This window comes from Pseudomonas sp. LBUM1660, from assembly GCF_059695935.1.
In genome coordinates, this window is the sequence record NZ_CP166795.1 from 2,374,905 (window position 1) to 2,400,457 (window position 25,553).

A 25,553-nucleotide genomic window follows, 5' to 3' on the forward strand; every position below is an offset into this window, starting at 1 on the left:
GGCCATGAGAAGGGCGCCATTCGGTGCCCTTTTTTGTACCCGCTATTTGAGGAGTTTCTGAAACTCCTCCACCGGCAACGGCCGACTGTGCAAATACCCCTGATAAAAATGGCACCCCAGCCCCTGTAAAAACTCCAGCTGCTCCGGCGTTTCCACCCCTTCGGCGATCACTTTCAGTTCCAGGCTGCGGGCCATGGCGACGATGGCGCGGATGATTTCGGCGTCGTTGGGGTCGGTGGTGGCATCGCGGATGAACGACTGGTCGATTTTCAGCGTGTCGACCGGCAGGCGCTTGAGGTAGGTCAGCGAGGAGTAACCGGTGCCGAAGTCGTCCATCGCAAAGCTCACACCGAGTTTCTTCAGGCGACGCATTTTGCTGATGGTGTCTTCCAGGTTCTGGATGACGATGCCTTCGGTGATTTCCAGTTTCAGCAGCGAGCAGGGCAGGCCGTGGCTACTGAGGCTGTGTTCGATGCGTTCGACGAAATCGTTTTGACGAAATTGCCTCGGGCTTATGTTGACGCAGAGACTGAAGCTGAGCGGGTTCACCAGGCCCTTGGCAACCAGTTTTTTGAAGGCCCCACAGGCTTCGTCGATGATCCAGGTGCCCACTTCCAGAATCAGCCCGCTGTCCTCCAGCACCTTGATGAACTCGGTGGGCGATTGCGGGCCGAGTTCCGGGTGGTTCCAGCGCACCAGTGCTTCGGCGCCGACAATGCGGTTGCCCCGGGCGTCGACCTGGGGTTGGTAATGCACATGAAACTCGCCGCGGGAAAGGGCCAGGCGCAGATCGGTTTCCATGCGCAAGCGTTCGCTGGCGGCCTTCTGCATTGTGTTGTGATACATCTGCGTGGTGTTGCGGCCCGAGTCCTTGGCGCGGTAAAGCGCGATGTCGGCGCGTTTGAGCAGGTCGGTCGGCGTCGAGCCGTGGTCGGGAATAAGCGCGATGCCGATGCTCGGCGTCACTTGCAGGCGCTGGCCGTCGAGGAACATCGGCTCCGACAACAGTTCACGCAACGTGTCCGCCAACTCTCGAACCTGGGCGCTGACTTCGTTACGCGAGCCCTCAAGGCCGCTGAGCAATACCACAAACTCATCGCCACCCAGGCGCGCGACGGTGTCTTCCATGCGCACGCTGGCTTCAAGGCGCGCCGTGATGATTTTCAGCACCGTGTCGCCCACCGGGTGACCGAGGGAATCGTTGATGTGCTTGAAGTGATCGAGGTCCAGGAACAGCAGCGCACCGCGCAGGTTGTGGCGCTTGAGCAGGGCGATCTGCTGGCTCAGGCGATCCATCAACAGCGCGCGGTTCGGCAGGTTGGTCAGCGGGTCGTGGTAGGCCAGATGACGGATCTGCGCTTCGGCATTTTTCAGCAGACTGACGTCCCGGGCGGTCAGCAGCAGGCACGCGGTCTCGTTGAGGGTAATCGGCTCCACGGAGACTTCGACGGTCAGCAGTTCGCCGCGCTTATTGCGGCCGAGCATCTCCTGATGGTGCACCCGGCCCTTGAGTTGCAACTCGGCCAACAGCGCCGAGCGTTGTTTTTCTTCAGCCCAGATGCCGACCTGATACACCGTGCGGCCCACCACTTCGTCGGCGCGGTAGCCGGTCAGGCGGCAGAAACCATCGTTGACCTCCAGGTAGCGCCCGGTGTCACGCTCGGTGATGGTGATCGCATCGGGGCTTGAGTGGAACGCCTTGGCAAATTTCTCTTCGCTGGCCTTGAGTGCCGCTTCGGAGCGTTGCTGCTGGGTAATGTCGCGCAGGGTCGTGACGATGCACGGCTCGTCGCCGACACTGATCTGCCGGCTGGAAATCACGCAGGTCAGAGACTGCCCGTCTTTGTGCTGGGCGACGATCGCGACATTGCTCAGCCCCTGTTCGCGGATGACCTGTTCGATCCGTTGCTGGCTTTTCGCCGACGCGTCCCACAGGCCGATTTCGTCGGCGCTGCGGTCAATCACTTCGGCGGCGGTCCAACCAAAGGTCTGGGTAAAGCTGGAGTTGATCTCGATGAACTGGCCAGTGTCCTGGCGCGTGACGCAAATCGGGTCAGGACTGACCTGAAACAGCGTGGCGAATTTCTCCTCGGAGGCCACCAGCCGTTGTTCGCGCTCCACTTGATCGGTGATGTCCAGCAAGGTGCCGGCCATGCGCAGCGGCGTGCCGTTTTCATCTCGGTAGAGGCGGGCACGGCTTTCCAGGTAGCGTGAACTGCCGTCCGGTAGCTGCACGCGATAGGTCAGCTGATAATTGCCGGCGGGCCCTTCGCGCAGGCTGCGGTAAGCGTCACGCATGCTGCCGCGCTCTTCGTCGGGCACACCTTCGAAAAACGCGTCGAAGGACTCATGGAAGGGTTTGGCTTCCAGTCCGTGCAACTGCGCGGCCCGCGCCGAGCCGTAAAGCATGCCGCTGGGAATGTGCCAGTCCCAGGTGCCGAGTTGCGCCGAATCCAGCGCCAGGTCGAGGCGTTCCTGGCTGTCTTTCAGCGCGTGTTCGGCGGCTTTGCGTTCCGTGGTGTCGAGGAAAGTGCTCAGCAGGTACGGCTGGCCTTCGAGTTCGACCTTTTGTGCGCTGAGGATGCCGTCGTGGATCTGGCCATTGCTGGCGCGAAACTGCACCTCCATGCTGATCAGTTCGCCCTTGGCCTTGGTCGCCTTGACCAGCACGTCCCGTTGTTCCGGGTGCACCCAGAGGCCCAGTTCGACGGTGGTTCGGCCAATCGCGTCCTGCACCGGCCAGCCGAACAGGCTTTCGAAATACTGATTGGCTTCGGTAATCAGGCCATCTTCCTGGCGGGTCAGGAGCACCATGTTCGGGCACAAGTGAAACAGCGTGGCAAAGCGCTTTTCCGAGCTGCTCAGCGCCTGTTCGCGCTGGCGCTGATGGGTGATTTCGCGAATGACCCCAATCATCCGTGGCCGGCCGTCTTTATCCGGCAGCAGGCTGCCGTTGATCTCCAGCCAGTGCAGGCTGCCGTCGGGCCAGCGGATGCGGTGGTGCATCGCCTGTTCGAGCGGGGCGCCGGCGATCACCGCGTCGAAGGCGCGAATGGTTTTCGCCCGATCCTCTGGCGGCAGCAAGTCGAGGTATTCCAGATCCGCCGGCAGCGGTTGCCGGGGATCGAAGCCGAACAACGCCTGAGTACCCCGCGACCAGCTGATCTGCCCGCGCTCAATGTCCCAATACCAGGCGCCCAGACGCGCGCCGTTAAGGGCTGCCAGCAACTGCGGCGCGCTTTCCCAGCTCTGCTCGGACCGTTTCGGGTCAAGCGCCTGTATACGTGGCATCGGCGGAATACGGTCAACAGATTTCGGCATTGGCAAGCCTTGGCTGAGTGAGGTGTCAGATTTAGTGACTCGAGGCTCTATAGAAGTAGCACAGCTTAGCCGAGAGTCCCTGGCAGATCGATTTGCGCATCCAGCAAGGCCATGAAGGCCCGTGCCGCATTCGACAGCGTCCGTTCGGTGTGCAGGATATAGCCTAGCTGGCGAGTCAGTTGTATGCCCGGCAAGGGTATTCGCGCAACTTGATCATCGAGCATCGTTCGCGGCAAAACGCTCCAGGCCAGGCCGATCGAGACCATCATCTTGATGGTTTCCAGATAATTCGTGCTCATGGCGATGTTCGGCGTCAGTCCCTGAGCCTCGAACAGGCGCTGAACGATGTGATGAGTGAACGTGTTGCCTCCGGGGAACACCGCCGGATGCAGGGCAATGTCCGCCAGGTTGACCGGGCCGTTGCTGATCAGCGAATGCTCCGGGGCGACCACGAAATCCAGGGGGTCGTCCCACACCGGCGTGGCTTTGACCAAGGAATGAGGTTCCGGGGCGAGGGTGATCACCGCCAGTTCCGCGCGGCCATGGAGGATTTCTTCGTAGGCCACTTCCGAATCGAGAAACTGAATATCCAGCGCAACTTGTGGGTAGCGTCGGGTGAACTCCCTTAATAAGGGCGGTAAACGGTGCAGGCCAATGTGGTGACTGGTGGCCAGGGTCAGGCGCCCAGTCACTTCGCCGGTCAGGTTGGTCAAGGCGCGGCGGGTGTCATCCAGCACATTGAGAATCTGATAGGCCCGTGGCAACAGGGCGCGACCGGCTTCGGTCAGGCCAACTTCACGGCCCAGGCGATCGAACAGCCGGACCTTCAATTGCTGCTCCAGCCCGGCGATGCGCTTGCTGATCGCCGGTTGCGTCAGGTGCAGGCGTTCTCCCGCGCCGGAGAAGCTTCCGGTCTCTGCAATGGCGATGAAAGCATTGAGGTTGGCGAGGTCCATTGCGGTATTCCAGTTGGTTATCCAAAGCATGAAAAATATGAATTTGAGTTATTTAATGTAACCCCCTAGGATCGACCTCACAAGCCAAAGGGTTATGCAAACGGCCCGGGGCATAGAAACAAGCTGATGAGGAAACCGTCTGATGGCCGGCAAAACGCTCTACGACAAGCTCTGGGATTCGCACTTGGTCAAACAGCGCGACGATGGCTCCGCGCTGATTTACATCGATCGTCACATCATTCACGAAGTGACGTCGCCGCAAGCCTTTGAAGGCCTGCGTCTGGCCGGGCGCAAGCCTTGGCGCATCGATGCCAACATCGCGACCCCGGACCACAACGTACCGACCACCCCGGAACGCAAGGGCGGCATCGAAGCCATTGCCGACCAGGTCTCGCGTTTGCAGGTTCAGACCCTCGACGACAACTGTGACGAATACGGCATTGTCGAATTCAAGATGAACGACGTTCGCCAAGGCATCGTCCACGTCATCGGCCCGGAGCAGGGCGCGACCTTGCCGGGTATGACTGTGGTCTGCGGCGACTCCCACACCTCGACCCACGGCGCGTTTGGCGCGTTGGCTCACGGTATCGGTACGTCCGAGGTCGAGCACGTGCTCGCTACTCAGTGCCTGGTCGCCAAAAAAATGAAGAATATGCGGGTGTCGGTCGAAGGCAAATTGCCGTTCGGCGTGACCGCCAAGGACATCGTCCTGGCCGTGATCGGCAAGATCGGCACTGCTGGCGGTAACGGCCATGCCATCGAGTTCGCCGGTAGCGCGATTCGTGATCTGTCGGTCGAAGGCCGCATGACCATTTGCAACATGTCCATCGAGGCTGGCGCTCGCGTAGGCCTGGTGGCCGCTGACGAAAAAACCGTGGCCTACGTGAAGGGCCGTCCGTTCGCTCCGAAAGGCGCGGAATGGGACTTGGCCGTCGAAGCCTGGAAAGATCTGGTGACTGATGAAGACGCTACGTTCGACACCGTCGTCGAACTCGACGCCACCCAGATCAAGCCGCAAGTCAGCTGGGGCACTTCGCCCGAGATGGTGTTGGCCGTGGATCAGAACGTGCCGGACCCTGCGAAGGAAATGGACCTGGTCAAGCGTGGTTCCATCGAACGCGCCTTGAAATATATGGGTTTGACCGCCAATCAGGCGATCACCGATATCCAGCTGGACCGCGTATTCATCGGTTCCTGCACCAACTCGCGGATCGAAGATTTGCGTGCTGCGGCAGTAATCGCCAAAGGCCGCAAAGTCGCTTCGACCATCAAGCAGGCCATCGTGGTGCCGGGCTCGGGTCTGGTGAAGGCCCAGGCTGAATCGGAAGGCCTGGACAAGATTTTCCTCGACGCCGGTTTCGAATGGCGTGAGCCGGGTTGCTCGATGTGCCTGGCGATGAACCCGGACCGTTTGGAGTCGGGCGAGCATTGCGCCTCGACCTCCAACCGCAACTTCGAAGGCCGTCAGGGCGCCGGTGGTCGTACCCACCTCGTGAGCCCGGCCATGGCCGCCGCCGCTGCGGTGAACGGTCGTTTCGTCGACGTCCGTGAATTGATCTAAAGGAGCGCAGCATGAAAGCTTTTACCCAGCACACTGGTCTTGTCGCGCCTCTGGATCGTGCCAACGTCGACACCGACCAGATCATCCCGAAGCAGTTCTTGAAGTCGATCAAACGCACGGGTTTCGGCCCGAACCTGTTCGATGAGTGGCGCTACCTCGATGTCGGGCAGCCGTATCAGGACAACTCCAAGCGCCCGTTGAACAAGGACTTCGTCCTCAACGCCGAGCGTTATCAAGGCGCCAGCGTATTGCTGGCCCGAGAAAACTTCGGTTGCGGTTCCAGCCGTGAACACGCGCCGTGGGCGCTGGAAGAATACGGTTTCCGTAGCATCATCGCGCCGAGCTACGCCGATATCTTCTTCAACAACAGCTTCAAGAATGGCTTGCTGCCGATCATCTTGAGCGACGCTGAAGTGGATGAGCTGTTTCAGCAGGTGGAAGCGACCCCGGGTTATCAGTTGCAGGTTGATCTGCAAGCCCAGACCGTGACCCGTCCGGATGGCAAGGTATTGAGCTTTGAAATCGACGCCTTCCGTAAGCATTGCCTGCTCAACGGACTGGACGATATCGGCCTGACGTTGATGGACCATGAGGCGATTGCGACGTTTGAAGCCAAGCATCGGGCGAGCCAGCCGTGGTTGTTTCGCGATGCGTAAGTTTGCGTAAGGCGTGATGACGCCTTCGCGGGCAAGCCTCGCTCCTACGGTTGAAATGCGACCCCCTGTAGGAGCGAGGCTTGCCCGCGAAGAGGCCCGCCCATACACCCCAAGACTCACCCCAAAAAGGAAGTCCCCATGACCCGCACCGCCCAGCACAGCCAGGTCGTCCAAAAGCAATTCGGTGAACAGGCCTCGGCCTATCTGAGCAGCGCCGTACACGCTCAAGGCACCGAATTCGCGCTGCTACAGGCCGAACTGGCCGGGCAGGGCGATGCACGGGTGCTGGACCTGGGTTGTGGCGCCGGTCACGTCAGTTTTCACGTGGCGTCGCTGGTCAAGGAAGTGGTGGCCTACGACCTGTCCCAGCAGATGCTCGACGTGGTCACCGCCGCCGCTGTCGACCGTGGTTTGAGCAATGTGACCACGGTCAACGGTGCCGCCGAGCGCCTGCCGTTTGCCGATGGTGAGTTCAACTTCGTCTTCAGTCGTTATTCTGCGCACCATTGGAGCGATCTCGGCCTGGCCTTACGCGAAGTTCGCCGGGTACTGAAACCGGGTGGGGTGGCGGCGTTCATTGACGTGTTGTCACCGGGCAGTCCGTTGTTTGACACTTACCTGCAAAGCGTCGAAGTGCTGCGCGACACCAGCCATGTGCGCGATTATTCCGCCGGCGAGTGGTTGCGTCAGGTCAGCGAAGCGGGGTTGCATACCCGCAGCACCACCCGTCAACGTTTGCGGCTGGAGTACAACTCCTGGGTCGAGCGCATGCGCACGCCAGAAGTGATGCGCGCGGCGATCCGCGAGTTGCAGCAATCGATGGGCAATGAAGTGCGCGAATATTTTGAGATTGAGGCCGATGGTTCGTTCAGTACCGATGTGCTGGTGCTGATTGCAGAAAGATAGGCTCCGGACGATAGAATTTTCCCGGGTGCGCCCTTGGGCGCACCGACTGATGACATGAGGAAAGCATGAGCAAGCAGATTCTGATTCTCCCAGGTGACGGTATTGGCCCGGAAATCATGGCCGAAGCCGTCAAGGTTCTGGAACTGGCCAACGACAAGTACAGCCTGGGCTTCGAACTGAGCCACGACGTGATCGGCGGCGCCGCCATCGACAAGCACGGCGTGCCATTGGCGGACGAAACCCTCGACCGTGCGCGCGCAGCCGACGCTGTGCTGCTGGGCGCCGTGGGCGGCCCGAAATGGGACACCATCGAGCGTGACATCCGCCCAGAGCGCGGCCTGCTGAAGATTCGTGCGCAACTGGGCCTGTTCGGCAACCTGCGCCCGGCGATCCTCTACCCGCAGCTGGCTGAGGCGTCGAGCCTGAAGCCTGAAATCGTTTCGGGCCTGGACATCCTGATCGTCCGTGAGCTGACCGGCGGCATCTATTTCGGTACACCACGCGGCACCCGCACCCTGGAAAACGGCGAGCGTCAGGCCTACGACACGCTGCCGTACAGCGAGAGCGAAATCCGCCGCATCGCCCGTGTCGGTTTCGACATGGCCATGGTGCGCGGCAAGAAGCTGTGCTCGGTGGACAAGGCCAATGTCCTGGCGTCCAGCCAACTGTGGCGTGAAATCGTCGAGCAAGTGGCCAAGGATTACCCTGAAGTCGAACTGAGCCACATGTACGTCGACAACGCCGCCATGCAGTTGGTGCGTGCACCGAAGCAATTCGACGTGATCGTCACCGACAACCTGTTCGGCGACATTCTGTCTGACCAGGCATCGATGCTCACCGGTTCCATCGGCATGCTGCCGTCGGCATCCCTGGATACCAATAACAAGGGCATGTACGAGCCGTGCCACGGTTCGGCGCCGGACATCGCTGGCAAAGGCATTGCCAATCCGTTGGCGACCATTTTGTCGGTGTCGATGATGCTGCGTTACAGCTTCAACCTGCAGGATGCGGCCGATGCCATCGAGAAGGCCGTCAGTCTGGTATTGGACCAGGGCCTGCGCACGGGCGACATCTGGTCGGCCGGTTGCACTAAAGTCGGTACGCAGGAAATGGGCGATGCAGTAGTCGCCGCGCTGCGGAATCTGTAATCTCTCCGGCCCGCTGCAACTTTCACTCTTGAAAGCAGCGGCCCACTTTTTAAAGAAGGTGTAGTTGCGATGAAACGTGTAGGTCTGATCGGTTGGCGCGGTATGGTCGGTTCCGTGCTCATGCAGCGGATGCTGGAAGAGCAGGATTTCGATCTTATTGAGCCGGTGTTTTTCACCACTTCCAATGTCGGTGGCCAAGGCCCGTCGGTGGGCAAGGACATTGCTCCGCTCAAGGACGCTTACAGCATTGAAGAGCTGAAAACCCTCGACGTGATTCTGACCTGCCAGGGTGGCGACTACACCAGCGAAGTCTTCCCGAAACTGCGCGAAGCCGGCTGGCAGGGTTACTGGATCGACGCCGCTTCCAGCCTGCGCATGCAGGATGACGCGGTGATCGTGCTGGACCCGGTGAACCGCAAGGTCATCGACCAGCAGCTCGACGCGGGCACCAAGAACTACATCGGCGGCAACTGCACCGTCAGCCTGATGCTGATGGGCCTGGGCGGTCTGTTCGAAGCCGGTCTGGTCGAGTGGATGAGCGCCATGACTTATCAGGCGGCCTCCGGTGCCGGCGCGCAGAACATGCGTGAACTGATCAAGCAAATGGGCGCGACTCACGCCGCTGTCGCCGATCAACTGGCCGACCCGGCCAGCGCCATACTCGACATCGACCGTCGTGTGGCCGAAGCCATGCGCAGCGACGCGTACCCGACCGAAAACTTCGGCGTACCGTTGGCCGGCAGCCTGATCCCGTGGATCGACAAGGAACTGCCGAACGGTCAGAGCCGCGAAGAGTGGAAGGCCCAGGCCGAGACCAACAAGATCCTCGGTCGCTTCAAGAGCCCGATCCCGGTCGATGGCATCTGCGTGCGCATCGGCGCCATGCGCTGCCACAGCCAGGCGCTGACCATCAAGCTGAACAAAGACGTGCCGATTGCCGACATCGAAGGGCTGATCAGCCAGCACAACCCTTGGGTCAAGCTGGTGCCGAATAACCGCGAAGCCAGCATTCAGGAACTGAGCCCGACGAAAGTCACCGGCACCCTGAACGTACCGGTTGGCCGTCTGCGCAAGCTGAACATGGGCACGCAGTACGTCGGCGCGTTCACTGTCGGCGACCAACTGTTGTGGGGCGCGGCCGAGCCGCTGCGTCGCATGCTGCGGATCCTGCTTGAGCGTTGATCGATTGAAGCGATGAAAGAACCCGTGCCTTGAAAGAGGTGCGGGTTTTTTTATGCCCGGTGTGTTGTCAGGAAGGGCCTCTTCGCGGGCAAGCCTTGCTCCTACAGGTATCGCGGTTGTTTCAAAATTTCGCGACCGACACAAAACCCTTAGGCGCGAGGCTTGCCCGCGAAGAGGCCGGCACAGGCGCCCCAAATCCCGGCCGAATTGCCTGCATGCCCACCACCCGGTAAAGTGCCGCTCCCCCCCGTTTCGCCAGAGGTAGAACCATGAGCCAGTCCTTTGATATTGCCGTGATCGGCGCCACCGGTACTGTCGGCGAAACGCTCGTGCAGATTCTCGAAGAACGCGACTTTCCGGTCGGCAACCTGCACCTGTTGGCCAGCAGCGAATCCGCCGGGCATTCGGTGCCGTTTCGCGGCAAGAACGTGCGGGTGCGTGAAGTCGACGAATTCGATTTCAGCAAGGTTCAGCTGGTGTTCTTCGCTGCCGGTCCGGCAGTGACTTTGAGTTTCGCCTCGCGCGCCACCGCCGCCGGGTGCTCGCTGATCGACCTGTCCGGCGCCTTGCCGGCCGATCAGGCGCCCCAAGTGGTGCCGGAAGCCAACGCCGACGTTTTGGCCGGTTTGAAAAAACCATTCCAGGTCAGCAGCCCAAGCCCGTCGGCCACAACGCTGGCCGTGGTATTGGCGCCGTTGCTCGGTTTGCTCGACCTGCAACGCATCAACCTGACCGCCAGCCTGGCCGTCTCCGCTCAGGGCCGAGAAGCCGTGACCGAACTGGCTCGGCAAACCGCCGAGCTGCTCAACGTGCGTCCGCTGGAGCCGACCTTCTTCGATCGGCAGATGGCCTTCAACCTGTTGGCTCAGGTCGGCAAGCCTGATGAGCAGGGTCATACGCTGCTGGAAAAACGCCTGGTGCGTGAGCTGCGTCAGGTCATGGCGCTGCCTTTATTAAAGATTTCGGTCACTTGCATTCAAGCCCCGGTGTTTTTTGGCGATAGCTTTAGCGTGACCTTGCAGTCGGCGAGCGCTGTGGACCTGGCGAAAGTCAACGCGGCGCTGGAAGACGCACCGGGTATCGAACTGGTGGAAGCCGGCGATTACCCGACGGCGGTAGGCGATGCGGTAGGGCAGGACGTGGTCTACGTTGGTCGGGTTCGCGCCGGAATAGACGACCCGTCGGAACTTAATTTGTGGCTGACGTCAGATAACGTGCGTAAAGGCGCCGCGCTCAATGCTGTGCAGGTGGCTGAATTGTTGATAAAAGACCTGCTGTAAAAGATACTTGGCAACAATTTTTCGAATGAGTCCGGTCGAGCGCTATGCTTGGCCGGATTGCTGATGGTGAGCCACCCTTCGGGGCTTTCCGGGGCATCAATGAAATGATCGCGCGTGACGACCCTTCGTCGCCGCGCGCAATGCCTTACGGCAGCGGCTATCAACACCTTCTCGCTGGCCGAGGAATGTTCAAACAAAGGATGAGGCTATGGTTCAAGTTCGCAAACTGGTGTTAGCAATAGCGGCCGCCTCGGCGCTTTCCTCCGGTATGGCGCATGCCCTCGGGCTCGGGGAATTGACCCTGAAGTCGACGCTGAACCAACCTTTGGTGGCGGAAATCGAGCTGCTCGACGTCAAGGACCTCACCGCCGCAGAAGTGGTCCCGAGCCTGGCTTCGCCCGAAGATTTCGCCAAGGCCGGTGTCGATCGCCAGGCGTTTCTCAACGACCTGACCTTCACGCCCGTGCTCAACGCCAGCGGCAAAAGCATCCTGCGTGTAACGTCCAGCAAACCACTGTCCGAACCCATGGTGAAATTCCTGGTTCAGGTGATGTGGCCCAACGGTCGTCTGCTGCGCGATTACAGCGTGCTGCTCGATCCGTCCAAATTCTCCCCGCAGACCGCTGAAGCGGCTGCGCAGCCTGCACCGACCCAAACGGTCACTGCGCCGGTGACCGGTGCCGCCAAGCCGTCCCAATACACCACCACGCCGCGCGATACCCTGTGGGAAATCGCCGAGAAGGCGCGTAATGGCGGGTCGGTCCAGCAAACCATGCTGGCCATCCAGGCGCTGAACCCGGATGCTTTCATCGACGGCAACATCAACCGGCTGAAAACCGGTCAGGTGCTGCGCATGCCGGATCAGGCGCAGAGCACCAACCTGCCGCAACCCAAGGCAATCGCTGAAGTCGCTGCGCAGAACACCGCATGGCGCCAGGGTCGTCGTTATGTGGCGAAGCCCGGCACCGGGCAGCAGCAACTCGATGCCACCAAGCGTGGCCGCGCTGACGCCGCGCCGTCGCAAGCGGCGAAAGACAACCTGAGCCTGGTCTCTGCCGAAACCGGTAAAGGCGGTAGCAAAGGTGCGGCAGGTGATGCCAAGGCCTTGAACAACAAGCTGGCAGTCACCCAGGAAAGCCTCGACACGACCCGTCGTGACAACGCCGAACTGAAAAGCCGCATGACCGATCTGCAAAGTCAGCTGGATAAGCTGCAACGCCTGATCGAGCTGAAGAATAATCAACTGGCCAAGTTGCAGGCTGAAGGCGCAGCGGGAGCACCGGCTTCGACTCCAGCAGCGACCGCTCCGGCAATCTCTGCTGAACTGGCCGCCAACCCTGCGGCGGCACCGACTGAAGTGGTTCCTGCTCCGGCAGCGCCTGCGCCCGAGGCGGCGGCACCTGAAGCCGCTCCGGCACCCGTGCCTGCCGAGCCGGCAGTCGAGCCGACGCCAGTCGCCGCTGACGATCAGAAATTCAATGAACTGCTGACTAATCCGGTCCTGCTGGGCCTGGTAGGCGGTGGTGCGGTGGTTCTGCTGCTCTTGCTGCTGTTGCTGGCGCGTCGCCGCAAGGCCCAGCAAGAAGCCGAGAAACACCTGCGCATGGCGCGAGCCCTGGAAGAAGAGAAGGAATTCTCCGCTGAGCAGGACCTGCCGGAAAGCAGCTTCGAAGGTTTGGAAGTGCCGCCGCCGAGTGTGAAGCTCGCCACCGCGCCGATACCAACGCCACCCCCTGCGCCTGCCCCAGCCCCAGCTCCAGCTCCAGTTCCGGATGTAATGACGACGCCAATCGCCGCGCCGCTGGTATCGCCAGCTGCCGAGCGCGATGACGACGTACTGACCAAGGCTCAGTCGCACATCACCGCCGGTCGTCTGAACCAGGCGGCTGCGCTGCTCGAAGACGGCATCAAACAAGAGCCACAACGCAGCGACCTGCGCCTGAAGCTGATGGAAGTCTACGGTCAGCAGGGCGATCGCGATGCATTTGTTGCCCAGGAGCGTCAGTTGGTCGCCAACGGTGATAACTTCGCCCAGGTCGAAAAGCTGAAAACCCGCTTCCCTGCAATGGCTGTCGCGGCTGCCGGTGGTCTTGCTGCTGCCGCCATCGCTGCCGAGCTTGACGCGCAATATGTCAAAGACTTGCTGCTGGACGAGCCGCAAGCACCGGCCGATGACTTGGACAGTGCCTTCGACCTGAGCCTGGATGATCTGGAAAATGCTTCTCCGGCGGTGGTGTCAACAGAACCGGAATCTGTCGCTGACCTTGAAGAATTCCCGCTGGACGACGACCTGAGCTTCGAATCGGTGTTGAAAGAGCAGACCGAAATCAAGGAAAACCTCGACGACCTGTCGGACTTCGACCTGGACATGGATCTGGGGGCAGACCCGTCACCGGCGATGCTCGCGGAAGATGACTTCCTGCTGGATCTCGACGAAGGCGTGAAGGACTTGCCTGTTGAGCCTGTGAAACCTGAAGCTCCGCAGGACGACCTGGAGTTGCCCGCGGATTTCGACTTGTCGCTGGCCGATGAAATGGATGCCACCCCGGCCGAACCTGAGGTCAAGGACGCCTTTGCCGCTGAGCTGGATGACGTCAACGCCGAGCTGGATCGTCTGTCCCAGAGCATGAGTGAGCCGACCTTCACTGCGGAAGACGCTATGGCTTCTGCAGCGGACGAGCCGGACTTCGACTTCCTCTCCGGCACCGACGAAGTCGCCACCAAACTCGATCTGGCCCAGGCCTACATCGACATGGGCGACAACGATGGCGCTCGGGACATCCTCAACGAGGTGGTGTCCGAGGGGAATGCGGGCCAGAAGAGTGAAGCCAAGGAGATGCTTTCGCATCTGGCTTGAGTGATCGGTAGGCAATAAACAGAACGGCAGCCCGGTGAGGCTGCCGTTTTTTTTCTGGGTGTGCGATGGGGCGTCACATTCAGCACCGTATCGACTGTTGCACTGGCGTCCCGTTGCGGCGGCCTTATAATGCCCGCCTTTGCGCACATCAGCAGGCTGTGACTCCTTGGCAAATATAGATAACCCGGCCGCCGAAATGGTGGCCGACGGCTTTTTCCGGATCGCGTTGGGCGTTGAATACAAAGGTTCGCGTTACCGCGGCTGGCAGCGCCAGGCCTCCGGTGTGCTCACCGTGCAGGAAACTCTCGAAAAGGCCTTGTCCAAAGTCGCCGATTCACCGGTGTCGCTGCTCTGCGCCGGGCGCACTGACGCGGGCGTGCATGCCTGCGGCCAAGTGGTGCATTTCGATACGCCGGTCGAGCGTTCGATGAAGGCCTGGGTCATGGGGGCCAACATCAACTTGCCCCACGACGTTAGCGTCAGTTGGGCCAAGGTCATGCCGGCGCATTTTCATGCGCGTTTCAAGGCCATCGCCCGCCGTTATCGCTACGTGATCTACAACGATCAGATCCGCCCGGCGCACCTCAACGAAGAAATCACCTGGAATCACCGTCCGCTCGACGTCGAACGCATGGCCGAGGCTGCCCAGTATCTGGTCGGCACGCACGATTTCAGCGCTTTCCGCGCCGGTCAGTGCCAGGCCAAGTCGCCGATCAAGGAATTGCATCACCTGCGTGTCACGCGTCACGGCAAGATGATCGTGCTGGATATCCGCGCCAGTGCCTTCCTGCACCACATGGTGCGCAATATCGCCGGTGTCTTGATGACCATCGGTGCCGGCGAGCGCCCGGTGGAATGGATGAAAGAAGTGCTGGAGAGCCGGATCCGTCGTTCTGGAGGGGTGACGGCGCACCCGTTCGGCCTGTACCTGGTGCAGGTCGAGTATCGCGACGAGTTTCAATTGCCCGAGCGTTACATCGGCCCACACTTCCTCACCGGCTTCTCTGAACTTGACGGCTGACGCCCTCGAACGCATTTGTTACCATCCGGGACTTTCTCGGATTTGCCCTGAGGTTTTATCGACATGTCAGCCGTTCGCAGCAAGATTTGTGGGATTACCCGCATAGAAGATGCGTTGGTGGCGGTCGAGGCCGGGGCGGATGCCATCGGGTTTGTGTTTTACGCCAAGAGTCCGCGGGCGGTGACGTTCCAGCAGGCGCGCGACATTATCAAGTTGCTGCCGCCGTTCGTGACCACCGTGGGGTTGTTCGTCAACAGCAGCCGCTGCGAGTTGGGCGAACTGCTCGACGCCGTGCCGCTGGACCTGTTGCAGTTCCATGGCGACGAAACCGCAGCCGATTGTGAAGGCTGGCACCGCCCGTACATCAAGGCGCTGCGGGTCAAGGCCGGCGACGACATCGCGGCAGCCTGCGATGCTTTTCCAAGTGCCAGCGGTATCCTGCTCGATGCCTATGTCGAAGGTGTTCCCGGCGGAACCGGTGAGGCGTTCGACTGGTCTCTGATACCGCAAGGCTTGAGCAAACCGATCATCCTCGCCGGCGGCCTTACGCCGGATAACGTGGCTGAGGCAATCGCCCGGGTTCGGCCTTACGCGGTGGACGTCAGCGGCGGGGTAGAGGCGAGCAAGGGCATCAAGGATCACGCAAAGATTCAGGCATTCATCAAGGCGGTACGTAGTAGCACGTAGTTGATGTGACGGCTGGCAGACTGCCGCCGTCCCAAAATGCACTGCGCTGCACAAAGCAGGCACGGCTGAGGATCGAGGGGTTGTACGCAGGTCACGTTCACTGACCCGGCCATCCACCGATCATCGCCACACACATGAATTTAGCTCAAGGGCATACGCGGGGCTGCGAACCAGAGCGTTCGGGCCGCCGGTACTGGAGAAAGAAAGCATGAGCAACTGGTTAGTAGACAAACTGATCCCTTCGATCATGCGTTCCGAGGTCAAGAAGAGCTCGGTGCCTGAAGGTCTGTGGCACAAATGCCCGTCTTGCGAGGCTGTGCTGTATCGTCCGGAACTGGAAAAGACCCTGGACGTTTGCCCCAAGTGCAACCACCACATGCGTATCGGCGCCCGTGCGCGCATCGACATCTTCCTCGACGCCGATGGCCGTGCCGAACTGGGCGCGGACCTGGAGCCGGTTGACCGTCTGAAATTCCGCGACGGCAAGAAGTACAAGGATCGCCTGACCGCTGCCCAGAAGCAGACCGGCGAAAAAGACGCGCTGATCTCCATGAGCGGTACCCTGCTGGGTATGCCGGTGGTGGTGTCGGCCTTCGAATTCTCCTTCATGGGTGGTTCGATGGGCGCCATCGTGGGTGAGCGTTTTGTCCGCGCCGCCAACTACGCGCTGGAAAACCGTTGCCCGATGATCTGCTTCGCCGCTTCCGGTGGTGCGCGGATGCAGGAAGCCCTGATCTCCCTGATGCAAATGGCCAAGACTTCTGCGGTACTGGCGCGTCTGCGTGAAGAAGGCATTCCGTTCATCTCCGTGCTGACCGATCCGGTCTACGGCGGCGTTTCCGCCAGTCTGGCCATGCTCGGCGACGTGATCGTCGGTGAGCCGAAAGCCCTGATCGGCTTCGCCGGTCCACGCGTGATCGAACAGACCGTGCGTGAAAAGCTGCCGGAAGGCTTCCAGCGCAGCGAGTTCCTGTTGGAACACGGTGCAATCGACATGATTATTCACCGTCAGGAACTGCGTCCGCGCCTGGGTAACCTGCTGGCACAAATGATGGGCCTGCCGACGCCGAAATTCGTTGCCGCACCCATCGAGCCGATCGTGGTTCCACCGGTACCTGCCAACCTATGACCGAACGTACCCTTGGCGAGTGGCTCGCCTACCTTGAGCAGTTGCACCCTTCGGCCATCGACATGGGCCTGGAGCGCTCGCAACAGGTAGCGTCCCGCATGGGACTGGGCAAGCCGGCGCCTCGGGTGATCACGGTCACCGGCACCAACGGCAAGGGATCTACCTGTGCATTCGTGGCTTCGTTGCTGCGGGCGCAGGGCCTGAGCGTTGGTGTCTACAATTCTCCTCACCTGCTGCGTTACAACGAACGGGTGCAGGTCAACGGCGTCGAAGCGACTGATGCCGAGTTGTGCGAAGCCTTTGCTGCGGTCGAGGCGGGCCGTGGCGATACTTCCCTGACGTACTTCGAAATGGGCACCCTGGCGGCGTTCTGGCTGTTTCAACAGGCAGGGCTCGATGCCGTGGTGCTGGAAGTCGGCCTGGGCGGGCGTCTGGACACGGTCAACGTGGTCGATGCCGACATGGCGCTGGTCACCAGTATTGGCGTCGATCACGCCGATTACCTGGGCGATACCCGCGAATCCGTGGCCTTTGAGAAAGCCGGCATCTTCCGCCAGGGCGCGCCTGCGCTCTGTGGTGACCTGAATCCTCCGCAACCTCTGCTGGATAAAGCCCGCGAGCTCAATTGCCCGTTCTTCCTGCGTGGGCGCGATTTTGACCTCGGTGTGACCGATCACCATTGGCAATGGCGTGGTGTGGACGCTCAAGGGCGTGTGGTCGAGCTGCACGATTTGCCGTTGCTCGATCTGCCGATGGAAAACGCCGCACTGGCCTTGCAGGCTTACTTGTTGCTCGGTTTGCCGTGGGTCGATACGCAAGTTGTTAATGCGCTGACAGCAACGCGGGTGGTCGGTCGTCTTGATCGCCGTCAGTTCGACTGGCAGGGCAAACGTCTGAACTTGTTGCTGGATGTGGGTCATAACCCGCATGCGGCCGAGTATCTGGCACGCCGTCTGGCCAGCCGTCCGCCGGTCGGCAAGCGTCTGGCAGTGTTTGGATTGTTGGCGGACAAGGATCTGGATGGTGTTGTCAGTGAGTTGAATGCTAGTGTCCAGCAATGGGCTGTCGCGCCGCTGGATTCACCACGTGCGCGCCCGGTGGCCGATTTGCAGGCGGCGCTGCAGAACCTTGGCGCTGCGGTAACGTCCTATGACAGTGTGGCCGCTGCCCTGGAAGGGCAGTGCGCACTGGCGACGAGCGACGACGAGATTCTGTTGTTCGGATCATTTTATTGTGTCGCCGAGGCCCTTGAATGGCTGGCCCGGCGCTCCACGGAGGAAGCGGCAAATGGCATTGCTGGATAAGGCATACAAACAGCGCATGGTTGGCGCCCTGGTTCTGGTGGCGCTGGCGGTTATTTTCCTGCCGATGCTGTTTTCCCGTCAGGATGAGCAGCGTCAGGTGACGGTCGAAGCGCCGGCTGCGCCGCAAGCACCCTCGGTGCCGCCAGTGCAGGTCGAGCCAGTGGTGGTGCCCGAGCCACAAGCGCTGCCTCAGGAACCTGTGCCGAGTGATGATGAAATCGCTCAGCAAGAAGCCGCGCCGTCCACGCCGATTGCACCGAGTGCGCCAGTGGTGCCTGTGCCTGTTCCTGCTGCCAAGCCGGTCGCTCCCGCACCTGTCGCCAAGCCTGCCACACCGACTACGCCGCCTGCCCAGCCAATTGCGGCTGCACCGGGCAAACCGGACACGACTCAAAGCCGCGTCGATGCCAATGGCCTGTCGGTCAGTTGGTCAGTGCAACTGGCCAGCCTGTCGAGCCGTGCAAGTGCCGAAAGCCTGCAGAAAACCCTGCGCAGTGAGGGCTATAACGCCTATATCCGCACAGCCGATGGCAAGAATCGGGTGTTTGTCGGACCGCTGATCGAGCGCGCCGAAGCCGATCGTCTGCGCGACTTGTTGGGCCGCCAGAAGAACCTCAAGGGGTTTGTGGTGCGTTTCCAGCCTGAGCGCAACTAACGAATCAATCGGCGCCGTGTAGCAGCTGCCGAGCCCGCGAGGCTGCGTCCGGCTGCGAAGCGGCCGCAAACCCTGCTTGCACGGTGTGCCGGATAGACCGAATTGTCTGATTTTACGGCCGCTACGCGGCCGGACGCAGGCTTCGCCAGCTGCTACAGGGGCGGGTGCAGCTTCGATAGGCGTAAAACTATCGCCCCGATTTGAAATGCACTGACAATCGCAGCTTACCGACAGCCATGCGCTCTGCTAAAATGCGCCGCCTTATCCGTCTGTAGGCTGCACTGTGCCATTTACCTGGGTTGACTGGGCGATCGTTGCAATCGTCGCCATCTCCGCATTGATCAGTCTGAGCCGCGGCTTCGTCAAAGAAGCATTATCGCTGGTGACCTGGATCATCGCAGGAGTCGTCGCCTGGATGTTCGGTGGTTCATTGTCCGAGTACCTCGCCGGATACATCGAAACGCCATCGGCTCGTGTGATCACGGGCTGTGCCATCATGTTTGTCGCCACCTTAATCGTGGGCGCAATGATCAATTATCTTATCGGCGAGTTGGTTCGCGTCACCGGGTTGTCCGGGACCGATCGATTCCTCGGCATGGCCTTCGGCGCCGCACGTGGCGTGCTGCTGGTGGTCGTGGCGGTCGGGCTGTTGAGCCTGGGGCCGGTACAGCAGGACGGGTGGTGGCAACAGTCACAGCTCGTGCCAAAATTTCTATTGGTCGCAGACTGGTCCAAAAACCTGATCCTCGGGTGGAGCAGTCAGTGGCTTGCCAGCGGTATCAGCGTACCCGCTGAGATACCGTTCAAGGAGCACCTCTTGCCGACGGCCAAAACGCCTCAGTGAGTTGTGTTCAGTTCAGATCCATTAAGTAGGGGTTGCGTCGCATGTGTGGCATCGTCGGTATCGTCGGTAAGTCGAACGTCAATCAGGCGCTGTATGACGCGCTAACCGTCCTCCAGCACCGCGGCCAGGACGCTGCCGGTATCGTGACCAGCCATGATGGCCGGTTATTCCTGCGCAAGGACAATGGCCTGGTGCGTGACGTGTTCCATCAGCGTCACATGCAGCGCCTGGTCGGTCACATGGGCATTGGCCATGTGCGTTACCCGACCGCGGGCAGCTCGACCTCGGCCGAAGCTCAACCGTTTTACGTCAACTCGCCTTACGGCATCACCCTGGCGCACAACGGTAATCTGACCAACGTTGAACAGCTGGCCAAGGAGATTTACGAATCTGACCTGCGCCACGTCAACACCAACTCCGATTCGGAAGTGCTGCTCAACGTGTTCGCGCACGAACTGGCCCAGCGCGGCAAGTTGCAGCCTACCGAAGAAGACGTGTTCGCCGCGGTGACTGACGTGCACAACCGTTGCGTCGGTGGTTATGCGGTCGTGGCGATGGTGACCGGTTACGGCATCGTCGGTTTCCGCGACCCGCACGGCATTCGCCCGATCGTCTTCGGCCAGCGTCACACCGACGAAGGCGTCGAGTACATGATCGCCTCTGAAAGCGTCTCCCTGGACGTGCTCGGTTTCACCCTGATTCGCGACCTGGCACCGGGCGAAGCGGTCTACATCACTGAAGACGGCAAGCTGCACACCCGTCAGTGCGCGACCAACCCGTCCCTGACCCCGTGCATCTTCGAACACGTCTACCTGGCGCGTCCGGACTCGATCATCGACGGCGTGTCGGTTTACAAGGCCCGTCTGCGCATGGGTGAGAAACTCGCCGAGAAGATCCTGCGCGAGCGTCCGGAACACGACATCGACGTGGTCATCCCGATCCCGGACACCAGCCGCACCGCAGCGCTGGAGTTGGCGAACCACCTGGGCGTCAAGTTCCGCGAAGGCTTCGTGAAGAACCGCTACATCGGCCGGACCTTCATCATGCCGGGCCAGGCGGCGCGGAAAAAATCCGTGCGCCAGAAGCTCAACGCCATCGAACTGGAATTCCGCGGCAAGAACGTGATGCTGGTGGACGACTCGATCGTTCGCGGCACCACCTGCAAGCAGATCATCCAGATGGCCCGTGAAGCCGGCGCGAAAAACGTCTACTTCTGCTCTGCAGCCCCGGCCGTTCGCTACCCGAACGTCTACGGCATCGACATGCCGAGCGCTCACGAGCTGATCGCCCACAACCGTTCGACCCAGGACGTTGCTGATCTGATTGGCGCTGACTGGTTGATCTATCAGGACTTGCCTGACTTGATCGAAGCGGTCGGTGGCGGCAAGATCAAGATCGAAAACTTCGATTGCGCGGTGTTTGACGGCAAGTACGTCACCGGCGACGTCGACGAGGCTTACCTGAACAAGATCGAGCAGGCCCGTAACGATGCCTCCAAGGTCAAGACGCAGGCAGTCAGCGCGATCATCGATCTGTATAACAACTGAGTAAGAACCGGCCTGTACTGTAGGAGCGAGGCTTGCCCGCGAAGGCGGTGTCATAGGCAACAATAATGTTGAATGTGACGACCCCTTCGCGGGCAAGCCTCGCTCCTACAATGGTGTCCTGCCTCAAGGCCGGTTTTGTATCTACTACCGAGCAAGGCAAGGAGTGACAGCATGAGTCAGGATTGGGATGCCGGTCGGCTGGACAGCGACCTCGAAGGCGTAGCGTTCGATACCCTGGCCGTTCGCGCCGGTCAGCACCGCACGCCGGAAGGCGAACACGGTGATCCGATGTTCTTCACTTCCAGCTACGTATTCCGTACTGCCGCCGACGCGGCCGCGCGCTTTGCCGGTGAAGTGCCGGGCAACGTTTACTCGCGCTACACCAACCCGACCGTGCGCGCGTTCGAAGAGCGGATTGCCGCGCTGGAAAGCGCCGAGCAGGCGGTAGCCACGGCCACCGGCATGGCGGCGATCATGGCAGTGGTCATGAGCCTGTGCAGCGCCGGCGATCACGTATTGGTGTCGCGCAGCGTGTTCGGCTCGACCATCAGCCTGTTCGAAAAATACTTCAAGCGCTTCGGCATCGAAGTTGATTACGTGCCTTTGGCGGACTTGTCCGGCTGGGACACGGCGATCAAGGCCAACACCAAATTGCTGTTCGTCGAGTCGCCGTCCAATCCATTGGCAGAGCTGGTGGACATCGCCGAGCTGGCGAAAATCGCTCACGCCAAAGGCGCGATGCTGGTGGTCGACAACTGCTTCTGCACCCCTGCGTTGCAGCAACCGCTGAAGATGGGCGCGGACATCGTCGTGCACTCGGCGACCAAGTTCATCGACGGCCAGGGCCGTTGCATGGGTGGCGTTGTCGCCGGTCGCAGTGAGCAGATGAAAGAAGTGGTGGGCTTTCTGCGCACCGCCGGGCCGACCCTGAGCCCGTTCAACGCCTGGATCTTCCTCAAGGGGCTCGAAACCCTGAGCCTGCGCATGAAGGCGCATTGCGCCAACGCTCAGCAACTGGCCGAGTGGCTGGAGCAGCAGGACGGCATCGAGAAAGTCCATTACGCCGGCCTCAAGAGCCATCCGCAACATGAGCTGGCCCTGCGCCAGCAGAAAGGTTTCGGTGCCGTGGTGAGTTTCGAGGTCAAGGGTGGTAAAGAGGGCGCCTGGCGCTTTATCGATGCGACCCGTCTGATTTCGATCACCGCCAACCTGGGCGACAGCAAAACCACGATCACGCACCCGAGCACCACCTCCCACGGCCGACTGGCGCCGCAAGAACGTGAAGCGGCGGGCATTCGTGACAGCCTGATCCGCATCGCGGTCGGTCTGGAAGATGTCGCTGACCTGCAAGCCGATCTGGCACGCGGGTTGGCGGCCTTGTGATCGAGTTGGCGACGCCGGGTACCGGCACCCATGGCCGCGTTGCACTGGTCACCGGTGCCGCTCGCGGCATCGGGTTGGGGATCGCGGCCTGGCTGATCAGCGAAGGCTGGCAGGTGGTGCTGACCGACCTTGATCGAGAGCGTGGTTCGAAAGTGACTAAAGTGCTGGGCGCAAACGCCTGGTTCATCGCCATGGACGTCTCGAACGAGGGGCAAGTGGCGCTGGGCGTCGCCGAGGTGCTGGGGCAATTCGGGCGCCTGGATGCGCTGGTGTGTAACGCAGCGGTGGCCGACCCACACAACATCACCCTGGAAAGCCTCGATCTGGCTTACTGGAACCGGGTGTTGGCGGTCAATCTCAGTGGGCCGATGCTGTTGGCCAAACACTGTGCACCGTATCTGCGCGCTCACAGCGGTGCGATCGTCAACCTGGCCTCGACCCGTGCCGGGCAGTCCGAGCCGGACACAGAGGCTTACGCGGCAAGTAAGGGCGGCCTGTTGGCCCTGACTCACGCGTTGGCCATCAGCCTTGGGCCGGAAATTCGCGTTAACGCGGTCAGCCCCGGTTGGATCGATGCGCGTGACCCGGCGGCACGGCGTGCCGAACCCCTGACCGATGCCGACCATGCCCAGCATCCGGCGGGCAGGGTAGGGACTGTCGAAGACGTTGCGGCGATGGTGGCGTGGCTGCTGTCGAAGAATGCCGGTTTCGTCACGGGCCAGGAGTTTGTGGTCGATGGCGGCATGACCAAGAAGATGATTTACAGCAAGTAACGGGGCAGGGGCTGTCTTCGGCATTGAGGTTGAGTGTGCCGCTGCCTTCGCGAGCAGGCGGCCTGACGGTTTGCAACACCGGTGCCGAATGACACGATTCTGTCTTTTTCAGAAAAACTTCAATCCTGCTATTGACTTAGGTTCGCTACCTGCGTAAATTTCGCGGCCTCGGAGATGCAAACGGGTGATTAGCTCAGCTGGGAGAGCGTCTGCCTTACAAGCAGAATGTCGGCGGTTCGATCCCGTCATCACCCACCAAATCCGAGAGTCTTGCGAAAGCAAGATGGAAGCCTTTAAAAGCCTCCACCGACGCGCAGCGGTAGTTCAGTCGGTTAGAATACCGGCCTGTCACGCCGGGGGTCGCGGGTTCGAGTCCCGTCCGCTGCGCCATATTTTCCGAGTCAGGCTTGCCCTGATTCGAGATTGAAAGAGAGATTGAAAAGTCTCGGAGCTTTCAATCAGACGAGTTAATTGAGCGTCAGCTCAAAGCGATACGCAGCGGTAGTTCAGTCGGTTAGAATACCGGCCTGTCACGCCGGGGGTCGCGGGTTCGAGTCCCGTCCGCTGCGCCATATCTGCCCCAAGGCCCACTGAACGCCTTGGAGCTACGAAGAAAGCCGCTGGCAATCTTCGAGTCGATAGCAAAGACCCTGGTCGAAAGACCGGGGTTTTTTGTGTCTGCGATTTGGCTTTTCCTCCCTCCATGCCCCCCCAATCAAACCTTTCTGCTCAGCCGATGCATAAAGGGCTTCCTTCACACGTCCGACATTAATTAGAATCACTCTCATTTACGATAACTCCTTGGCACAGGGCTTCTTGACATGAGCGATGCAGCGATGCCGGAGGAGCAAACCTTCCATGACTTGTACCGCGACCATCGCGGCTGGCTCGAAAGCTGGTTGAGACAGCGCATGAGCAATGGTCACGATGCCGCGGACCTGAGCCAGGATACGTTTGTGCGCGTGCTCGCCAGTTCCCAGCACATTGCTGATCTGCAAGAGCCCCGCGCCTACCTGGCGACCGTGGGCAAACGGCTGCTGACCAACTTCTACAAGCGCCGCAGCCTCGAACAGGCTTACCTCAATGCACTGGCGTTGCTGCCTGAAGACTGCGTGCCATCCCCCGAGCAGCGCTGGATCCTGCTGGAAACCCTGCAGGCCCTCGACGAATTGCTCGATGGGTTGCCGACCCCGGTTCGACGAGCGTTTCTCTGGAGCCAACTGGAAGGCCTGGGTTACCAGGCGATCGCCGAACGCCTGCAAGTCTCGGAGCGCACGATCAAGCGCTACATGGCCCAAGCCTACGAGCACTGCCTGTTGGTGGCGCTATGAGCCGTTCCGCACTGTCGGCCGACGCTAGCCAAGTCATACGGGCTGCCGCGCAATGGCTGGCGCTCATGGAGTCGGGTACTGCCAATGAGCGGGACCGTGCCGAGTTGCAGAGTTGGCGCGACACCCATTGCAGCCACGAACAAGCCTGGCAGAAAGCGCAACTCTTGCGTCAACGCTTCGCCGACCTGCCGTCAGCATTGGCGATGGCCAGTCTGGATCGGCCGCAGCCGAGCCGGCGCACGGTGCTCAAGCGCGCCGTGGGAGCGGTGGCGTTGGTGCCGACCGCTTGGCTGATCAGTCGGCAGTTGCCTTTGGATGTCTGGGGCGCCGACCTCAGGACGGCGACCGGGGAGGGCAAGAAGGTCCGGTTGGCCGATGGCAGCTCGCTGCAAATGAACACCGCGAGCGCCGTCGATATCGATCTGAACGCCCGGCTAATGAAGCTCTTGGAGGGCGAAATAGCCCTGAAAGTCCCCGGTACGTCGCCGCTGACAATCCAGACCCACTTCGGCCAGGTGGTCGTCAGTCAAAGCGAAGTGTGTGTTCGCCAGTGGCAGACGGGTTGCCGGGTGTCGGTACTCAACGGCGCGGTGCAGTTGCAGCCTTTGCGCGGATCGGTCTTTTCATTGCGCGCAGGCCAGCAAGTCAGCCTTCAGGCGGCAGGTGCCGGCGCTGTGGAACCCTTCGACGTGCTTGCTCCAGGCTGGCGAGACGGTGTGTTGATGGCACAGAACCAACCGCTGGGGGATTTTTTGCGCGAACTCAGCACCTATCGCCCGGGCGTGCTGCGCTGGGAGCCAGAACTGGAATCCCTGCGCGTCACCGGCAGTTTTCGCCTGGAAGACACTGATCGTATCCTGGCGCTGCTGGCGGCCAGCTTGCCGCTGGAGGTGCATTCGCGTACTCGTTATTGGGTCACGCTGCTGCCGCGCAAAAATAGTGTTTGAAGTGTGTCCCCTTTTTTCGCGTCGCTTGTCATTCAAGGCAAGTGAACGAAATAAGAGAGCTTCTT

The 25,553-nt window shown here is 60.8% G+C and carries 20 protein-coding genes and 3 tRNA genes; 21 read left to right on the plus strand and 2 right to left on the minus strand.

What is annotated here, in order from left to right; translation table 11 throughout:
• Positions 1-42: 42 nt before the first annotated feature.
• Complete coding sequence (locus ACA068_RS11190) at positions 43-3,321, minus strand: PAS domain S-box protein (protein ID WP_497309784.1); 3,279 nt, start codon at positions 3,319-3,321, stop codon at positions 43-45.
• A gap of 65 nt (positions 3,322-3,386) precedes the next feature.
• On the minus strand, positions 3,387-4,277 hold the full coding sequence (locus ACA068_RS11195) for a LysR family transcriptional regulator (protein WP_497309786.1): 891 nt from the start codon (positions 4,275-4,277) through the stop codon (positions 3,387-3,389).
• 142 nt (positions 4,278-4,419) lie between these two features.
• Here ACA068_RS11195 and leuC point away from each other — a divergent pair, with 142 nt between their 5' ends.
• The 21 genes from leuC (at position 4,420) to ACA068_RS11300 (ending at position 25,488) form a co-directional block, all read left to right on the plus strand.
• Positions 4,420-5,838 carry a 3-isopropylmalate dehydratase large subunit gene (gene leuC, locus ACA068_RS11200; RefSeq protein WP_010456043.1) on the plus strand — a complete coding sequence of 473 codons (1,419 nt, stop codon included), beginning with the start codon at positions 4,420-4,422 and terminating at the stop codon, positions 5,836-5,838.
• Between the two features lie 11 nt (positions 5,839-5,849).
• Positions 5,850-6,494 carry a 3-isopropylmalate dehydratase small subunit gene (gene leuD, locus ACA068_RS11205; protein WP_219095872.1) on the plus strand — a complete coding sequence of 215 codons (645 nt, stop codon included), beginning with the start codon at positions 5,850-5,852 and terminating at the stop codon, positions 6,492-6,494.
• A 138-nt stretch (positions 6,495-6,632) separates the two neighbouring features.
• On the plus strand, positions 6,633-7,400 hold the full coding sequence (locus tag ACA068_RS11210; RefSeq protein ID WP_497309788.1) for a class I SAM-dependent methyltransferase: 768 nt from the start codon (positions 6,633-6,635) through the stop codon (positions 7,398-7,400).
• Between the two features lie 65 nt (positions 7,401-7,465).
• A complete protein-coding gene (gene leuB, locus ACA068_RS11215) occupies positions 7,466-8,548 on the plus strand; it encodes a 3-isopropylmalate dehydrogenase (protein WP_497309790.1) in 1,083 nt (360 codons plus the stop codon).
• Positions 8,549-8,617: 69 nt separating this feature from the next.
• Positions 8,618-9,730, plus strand: coding sequence for an aspartate-semialdehyde dehydrogenase (asd, locus tag ACA068_RS11220; RefSeq protein ID WP_054052925.1), 1,113 nt, complete (start codon positions 8,618-8,620; stop codon positions 9,728-9,730).
• A gap of 269 nt (positions 9,731-9,999) precedes the next feature.
• The gene (locus ACA068_RS11225) at positions 10,000-11,010 is read left to right on the plus strand and encodes an aspartate-semialdehyde dehydrogenase (RefSeq protein WP_497309792.1); all 1,011 of its coding nucleotides are present in this window, start codon (positions 10,000-10,002) and stop codon (positions 11,008-11,010) included.
• Positions 11,011-11,218: 208 nt separating this feature from the next.
• The gene (locus ACA068_RS11230) at positions 11,219-13,867 is read left to right on the plus strand and encodes a FimV/HubP family polar landmark protein (protein WP_497309794.1); all 2,649 of its coding nucleotides are present in this window, start codon (positions 11,219-11,221) and stop codon (positions 13,865-13,867) included.
• Between the two features lie 196 nt (positions 13,868-14,063).
• Positions 14,064-14,888 carry a tRNA pseudouridine(38-40) synthase TruA gene (gene truA / locus ACA068_RS11235; RefSeq protein WP_497310574.1) on the plus strand — a complete coding sequence of 275 codons (825 nt, stop codon included), beginning with the start codon at positions 14,064-14,066 and terminating at the stop codon, positions 14,886-14,888.
• A gap of 63 nt (positions 14,889-14,951) precedes the next feature.
• Positions 14,952-15,575: a phosphoribosylanthranilate isomerase gene (locus tag ACA068_RS11240; protein ID WP_497309795.1), complete on the plus strand. Its 624-nt coding sequence runs from the start codon at positions 14,952-14,954 to the stop codon at positions 15,573-15,575.
• 208 nt (positions 15,576-15,783) lie between these two features.
• A complete protein-coding gene (gene accD, locus ACA068_RS11245) occupies positions 15,784-16,704 on the plus strand; it encodes an acetyl-CoA carboxylase, carboxyltransferase subunit beta (protein ID WP_038980081.1) in 921 nt (306 codons plus the stop codon).
• The gene (folC, locus tag ACA068_RS11250) at positions 16,701-18,008 is read left to right on the plus strand and encodes a bifunctional tetrahydrofolate synthase/dihydrofolate synthase (protein WP_497309798.1); all 1,308 of its coding nucleotides are present in this window, start codon (positions 16,701-16,703) and stop codon (positions 18,006-18,008) included. The genes accD and folC overlap by 4 nt, the downstream gene beginning before the upstream one ends.
• Positions 17,992-18,663, plus strand: a complete 672-nt coding sequence (locus tag ACA068_RS11255; protein WP_497309800.1) for an SPOR domain-containing protein — start codon at positions 17,992-17,994, stop codon at positions 18,661-18,663. Before folC ends, ACA068_RS11255 begins: the two co-directional genes overlap by 17 nt.
• 283 nt (positions 18,664-18,946) lie before the next feature.
• Positions 18,947-19,507 (plus strand): CvpA family protein, encoded by a 561-nt coding sequence (locus ACA068_RS11260; RefSeq protein WP_219095883.1) that lies wholly within the window; start codon positions 18,947-18,949, stop codon positions 19,505-19,507.
• Positions 19,508-19,548: 41 nt separating this feature from the next.
• Positions 19,549-21,054: an amidophosphoribosyltransferase gene (purF, locus tag ACA068_RS11265; protein WP_123425738.1), complete on the plus strand. Its 1,506-nt coding sequence runs from the start codon at positions 19,549-19,551 to the stop codon at positions 21,052-21,054.
• Between the two features lie 171 nt (positions 21,055-21,225).
• On the plus strand, positions 21,226-22,437 hold the full coding sequence (locus ACA068_RS11270) for an O-succinylhomoserine sulfhydrylase (protein ID WP_497309801.1): 1,212 nt from the start codon (positions 21,226-21,228) through the stop codon (positions 22,435-22,437).
• A complete protein-coding gene (locus ACA068_RS11275; protein WP_497309803.1) occupies positions 22,434-23,210 on the plus strand; it encodes an SDR family oxidoreductase in 777 nt (258 codons plus the stop codon). Before ACA068_RS11270 ends, ACA068_RS11275 begins: the two co-directional genes overlap by 4 nt.
• Positions 23,211-23,392: 182 nt before the next feature.
• Positions 23,393-23,468: transfer RNA gene (locus ACA068_RS11280), tRNA-Val, on the plus strand.
• A 55-nt stretch (positions 23,469-23,523) separates the two neighbouring features.
• Positions 23,524-23,600, plus strand: a tRNA-Asp gene (locus ACA068_RS11285).
• Between the two features lie 105 nt (positions 23,601-23,705).
• A tRNA-Asp gene (locus tag ACA068_RS11290) sits at positions 23,706-23,782 on the plus strand.
• A 249-nt stretch (positions 23,783-24,031) separates the two neighbouring features.
• Positions 24,032-24,541: a sigma-70 family RNA polymerase sigma factor gene (locus tag ACA068_RS11295; protein ID WP_497309805.1), complete on the plus strand. Its 510-nt coding sequence runs from the start codon at positions 24,032-24,034 to the stop codon at positions 24,539-24,541.
• Positions 24,538-25,488: a FecR domain-containing protein gene (locus ACA068_RS11300; protein ID WP_497309806.1), complete on the plus strand. Its 951-nt coding sequence runs from the start codon at positions 24,538-24,540 to the stop codon at positions 25,486-25,488. Before ACA068_RS11295 ends, ACA068_RS11300 begins: the two co-directional genes overlap by 4 nt.
• Positions 25,489-25,553: the final 65 nt, after the last annotated feature.

Bases quoted from the DNA above. Each gene is read 5' to 3' on its own strand.
- ACA068_RS11190 (WP_497309784.1), bottom strand. From the start codon at position 3,321: ATGCCGAAATCTGTTGACCGTATTCCGCCGATGCCACGTATACAGGCG.
- ACA068_RS11195 (WP_497309786.1), bottom strand. From the start codon at position 4,277: ATGGACCTCGCCAACCTCAATGCTTTCATCGCCATTGCAGAGACCGGA.
- leuC (WP_010456043.1), top strand. From the start codon at position 4,420: ATGGCCGGCAAAACGCTCTACGACAAGCTCTGGGATTCGCACTTGGTC.
- leuD (WP_219095872.1), top strand. From the start codon at position 5,850: ATGAAAGCTTTTACCCAGCACACTGGTCTTGTCGCGCCTCTGGATCGT.
- ACA068_RS11210 (WP_497309788.1), top strand. From the start codon at position 6,633: ATGACCCGCACCGCCCAGCACAGCCAGGTCGTCCAAAAGCAATTCGGT.
- leuB (WP_497309790.1), top strand. From the start codon at position 7,466: ATGAGCAAGCAGATTCTGATTCTCCCAGGTGACGGTATTGGCCCGGAA.
- asd (WP_054052925.1), top strand. From the start codon at position 8,618: ATGAAACGTGTAGGTCTGATCGGTTGGCGCGGTATGGTCGGTTCCGTG.
- ACA068_RS11225 (WP_497309792.1), top strand. From the start codon at position 10,000: ATGAGCCAGTCCTTTGATATTGCCGTGATCGGCGCCACCGGTACTGTC.
- ACA068_RS11230 (WP_497309794.1), top strand. From the start codon at position 11,219: ATGGTTCAAGTTCGCAAACTGGTGTTAGCAATAGCGGCCGCCTCGGCG.
- truA (WP_497310574.1), top strand. From the start codon at position 14,064: ATGGTGGCCGACGGCTTTTTCCGGATCGCGTTGGGCGTTGAATACAAA.
- ACA068_RS11240 (WP_497309795.1), top strand. From the start codon at position 14,952: ATGTCAGCCGTTCGCAGCAAGATTTGTGGGATTACCCGCATAGAAGAT.
- accD (WP_038980081.1), top strand. From the start codon at position 15,784: ATGAGCAACTGGTTAGTAGACAAACTGATCCCTTCGATCATGCGTTCC.
- folC (WP_497309798.1), top strand. From the start codon at position 16,701: ATGACCGAACGTACCCTTGGCGAGTGGCTCGCCTACCTTGAGCAGTTG.
- ACA068_RS11255 (WP_497309800.1), top strand. From the start codon at position 17,992: ATGGCATTGCTGGATAAGGCATACAAACAGCGCATGGTTGGCGCCCTG.
- purF (WP_123425738.1), top strand. From the start codon at position 19,549: ATGTGTGGCATCGTCGGTATCGTCGGTAAGTCGAACGTCAATCAGGCG.
- ACA068_RS11270 (WP_497309801.1), top strand. From the start codon at position 21,226: ATGAGTCAGGATTGGGATGCCGGTCGGCTGGACAGCGACCTCGAAGGC.
- ACA068_RS11295 (WP_497309805.1), top strand. From the start codon at position 24,032: ATGAGCGATGCAGCGATGCCGGAGGAGCAAACCTTCCATGACTTGTAC.
- ACA068_RS11300 (WP_497309806.1), top strand. From the start codon at position 24,538: ATGAGCCGTTCCGCACTGTCGGCCGACGCTAGCCAAGTCATACGGGCT.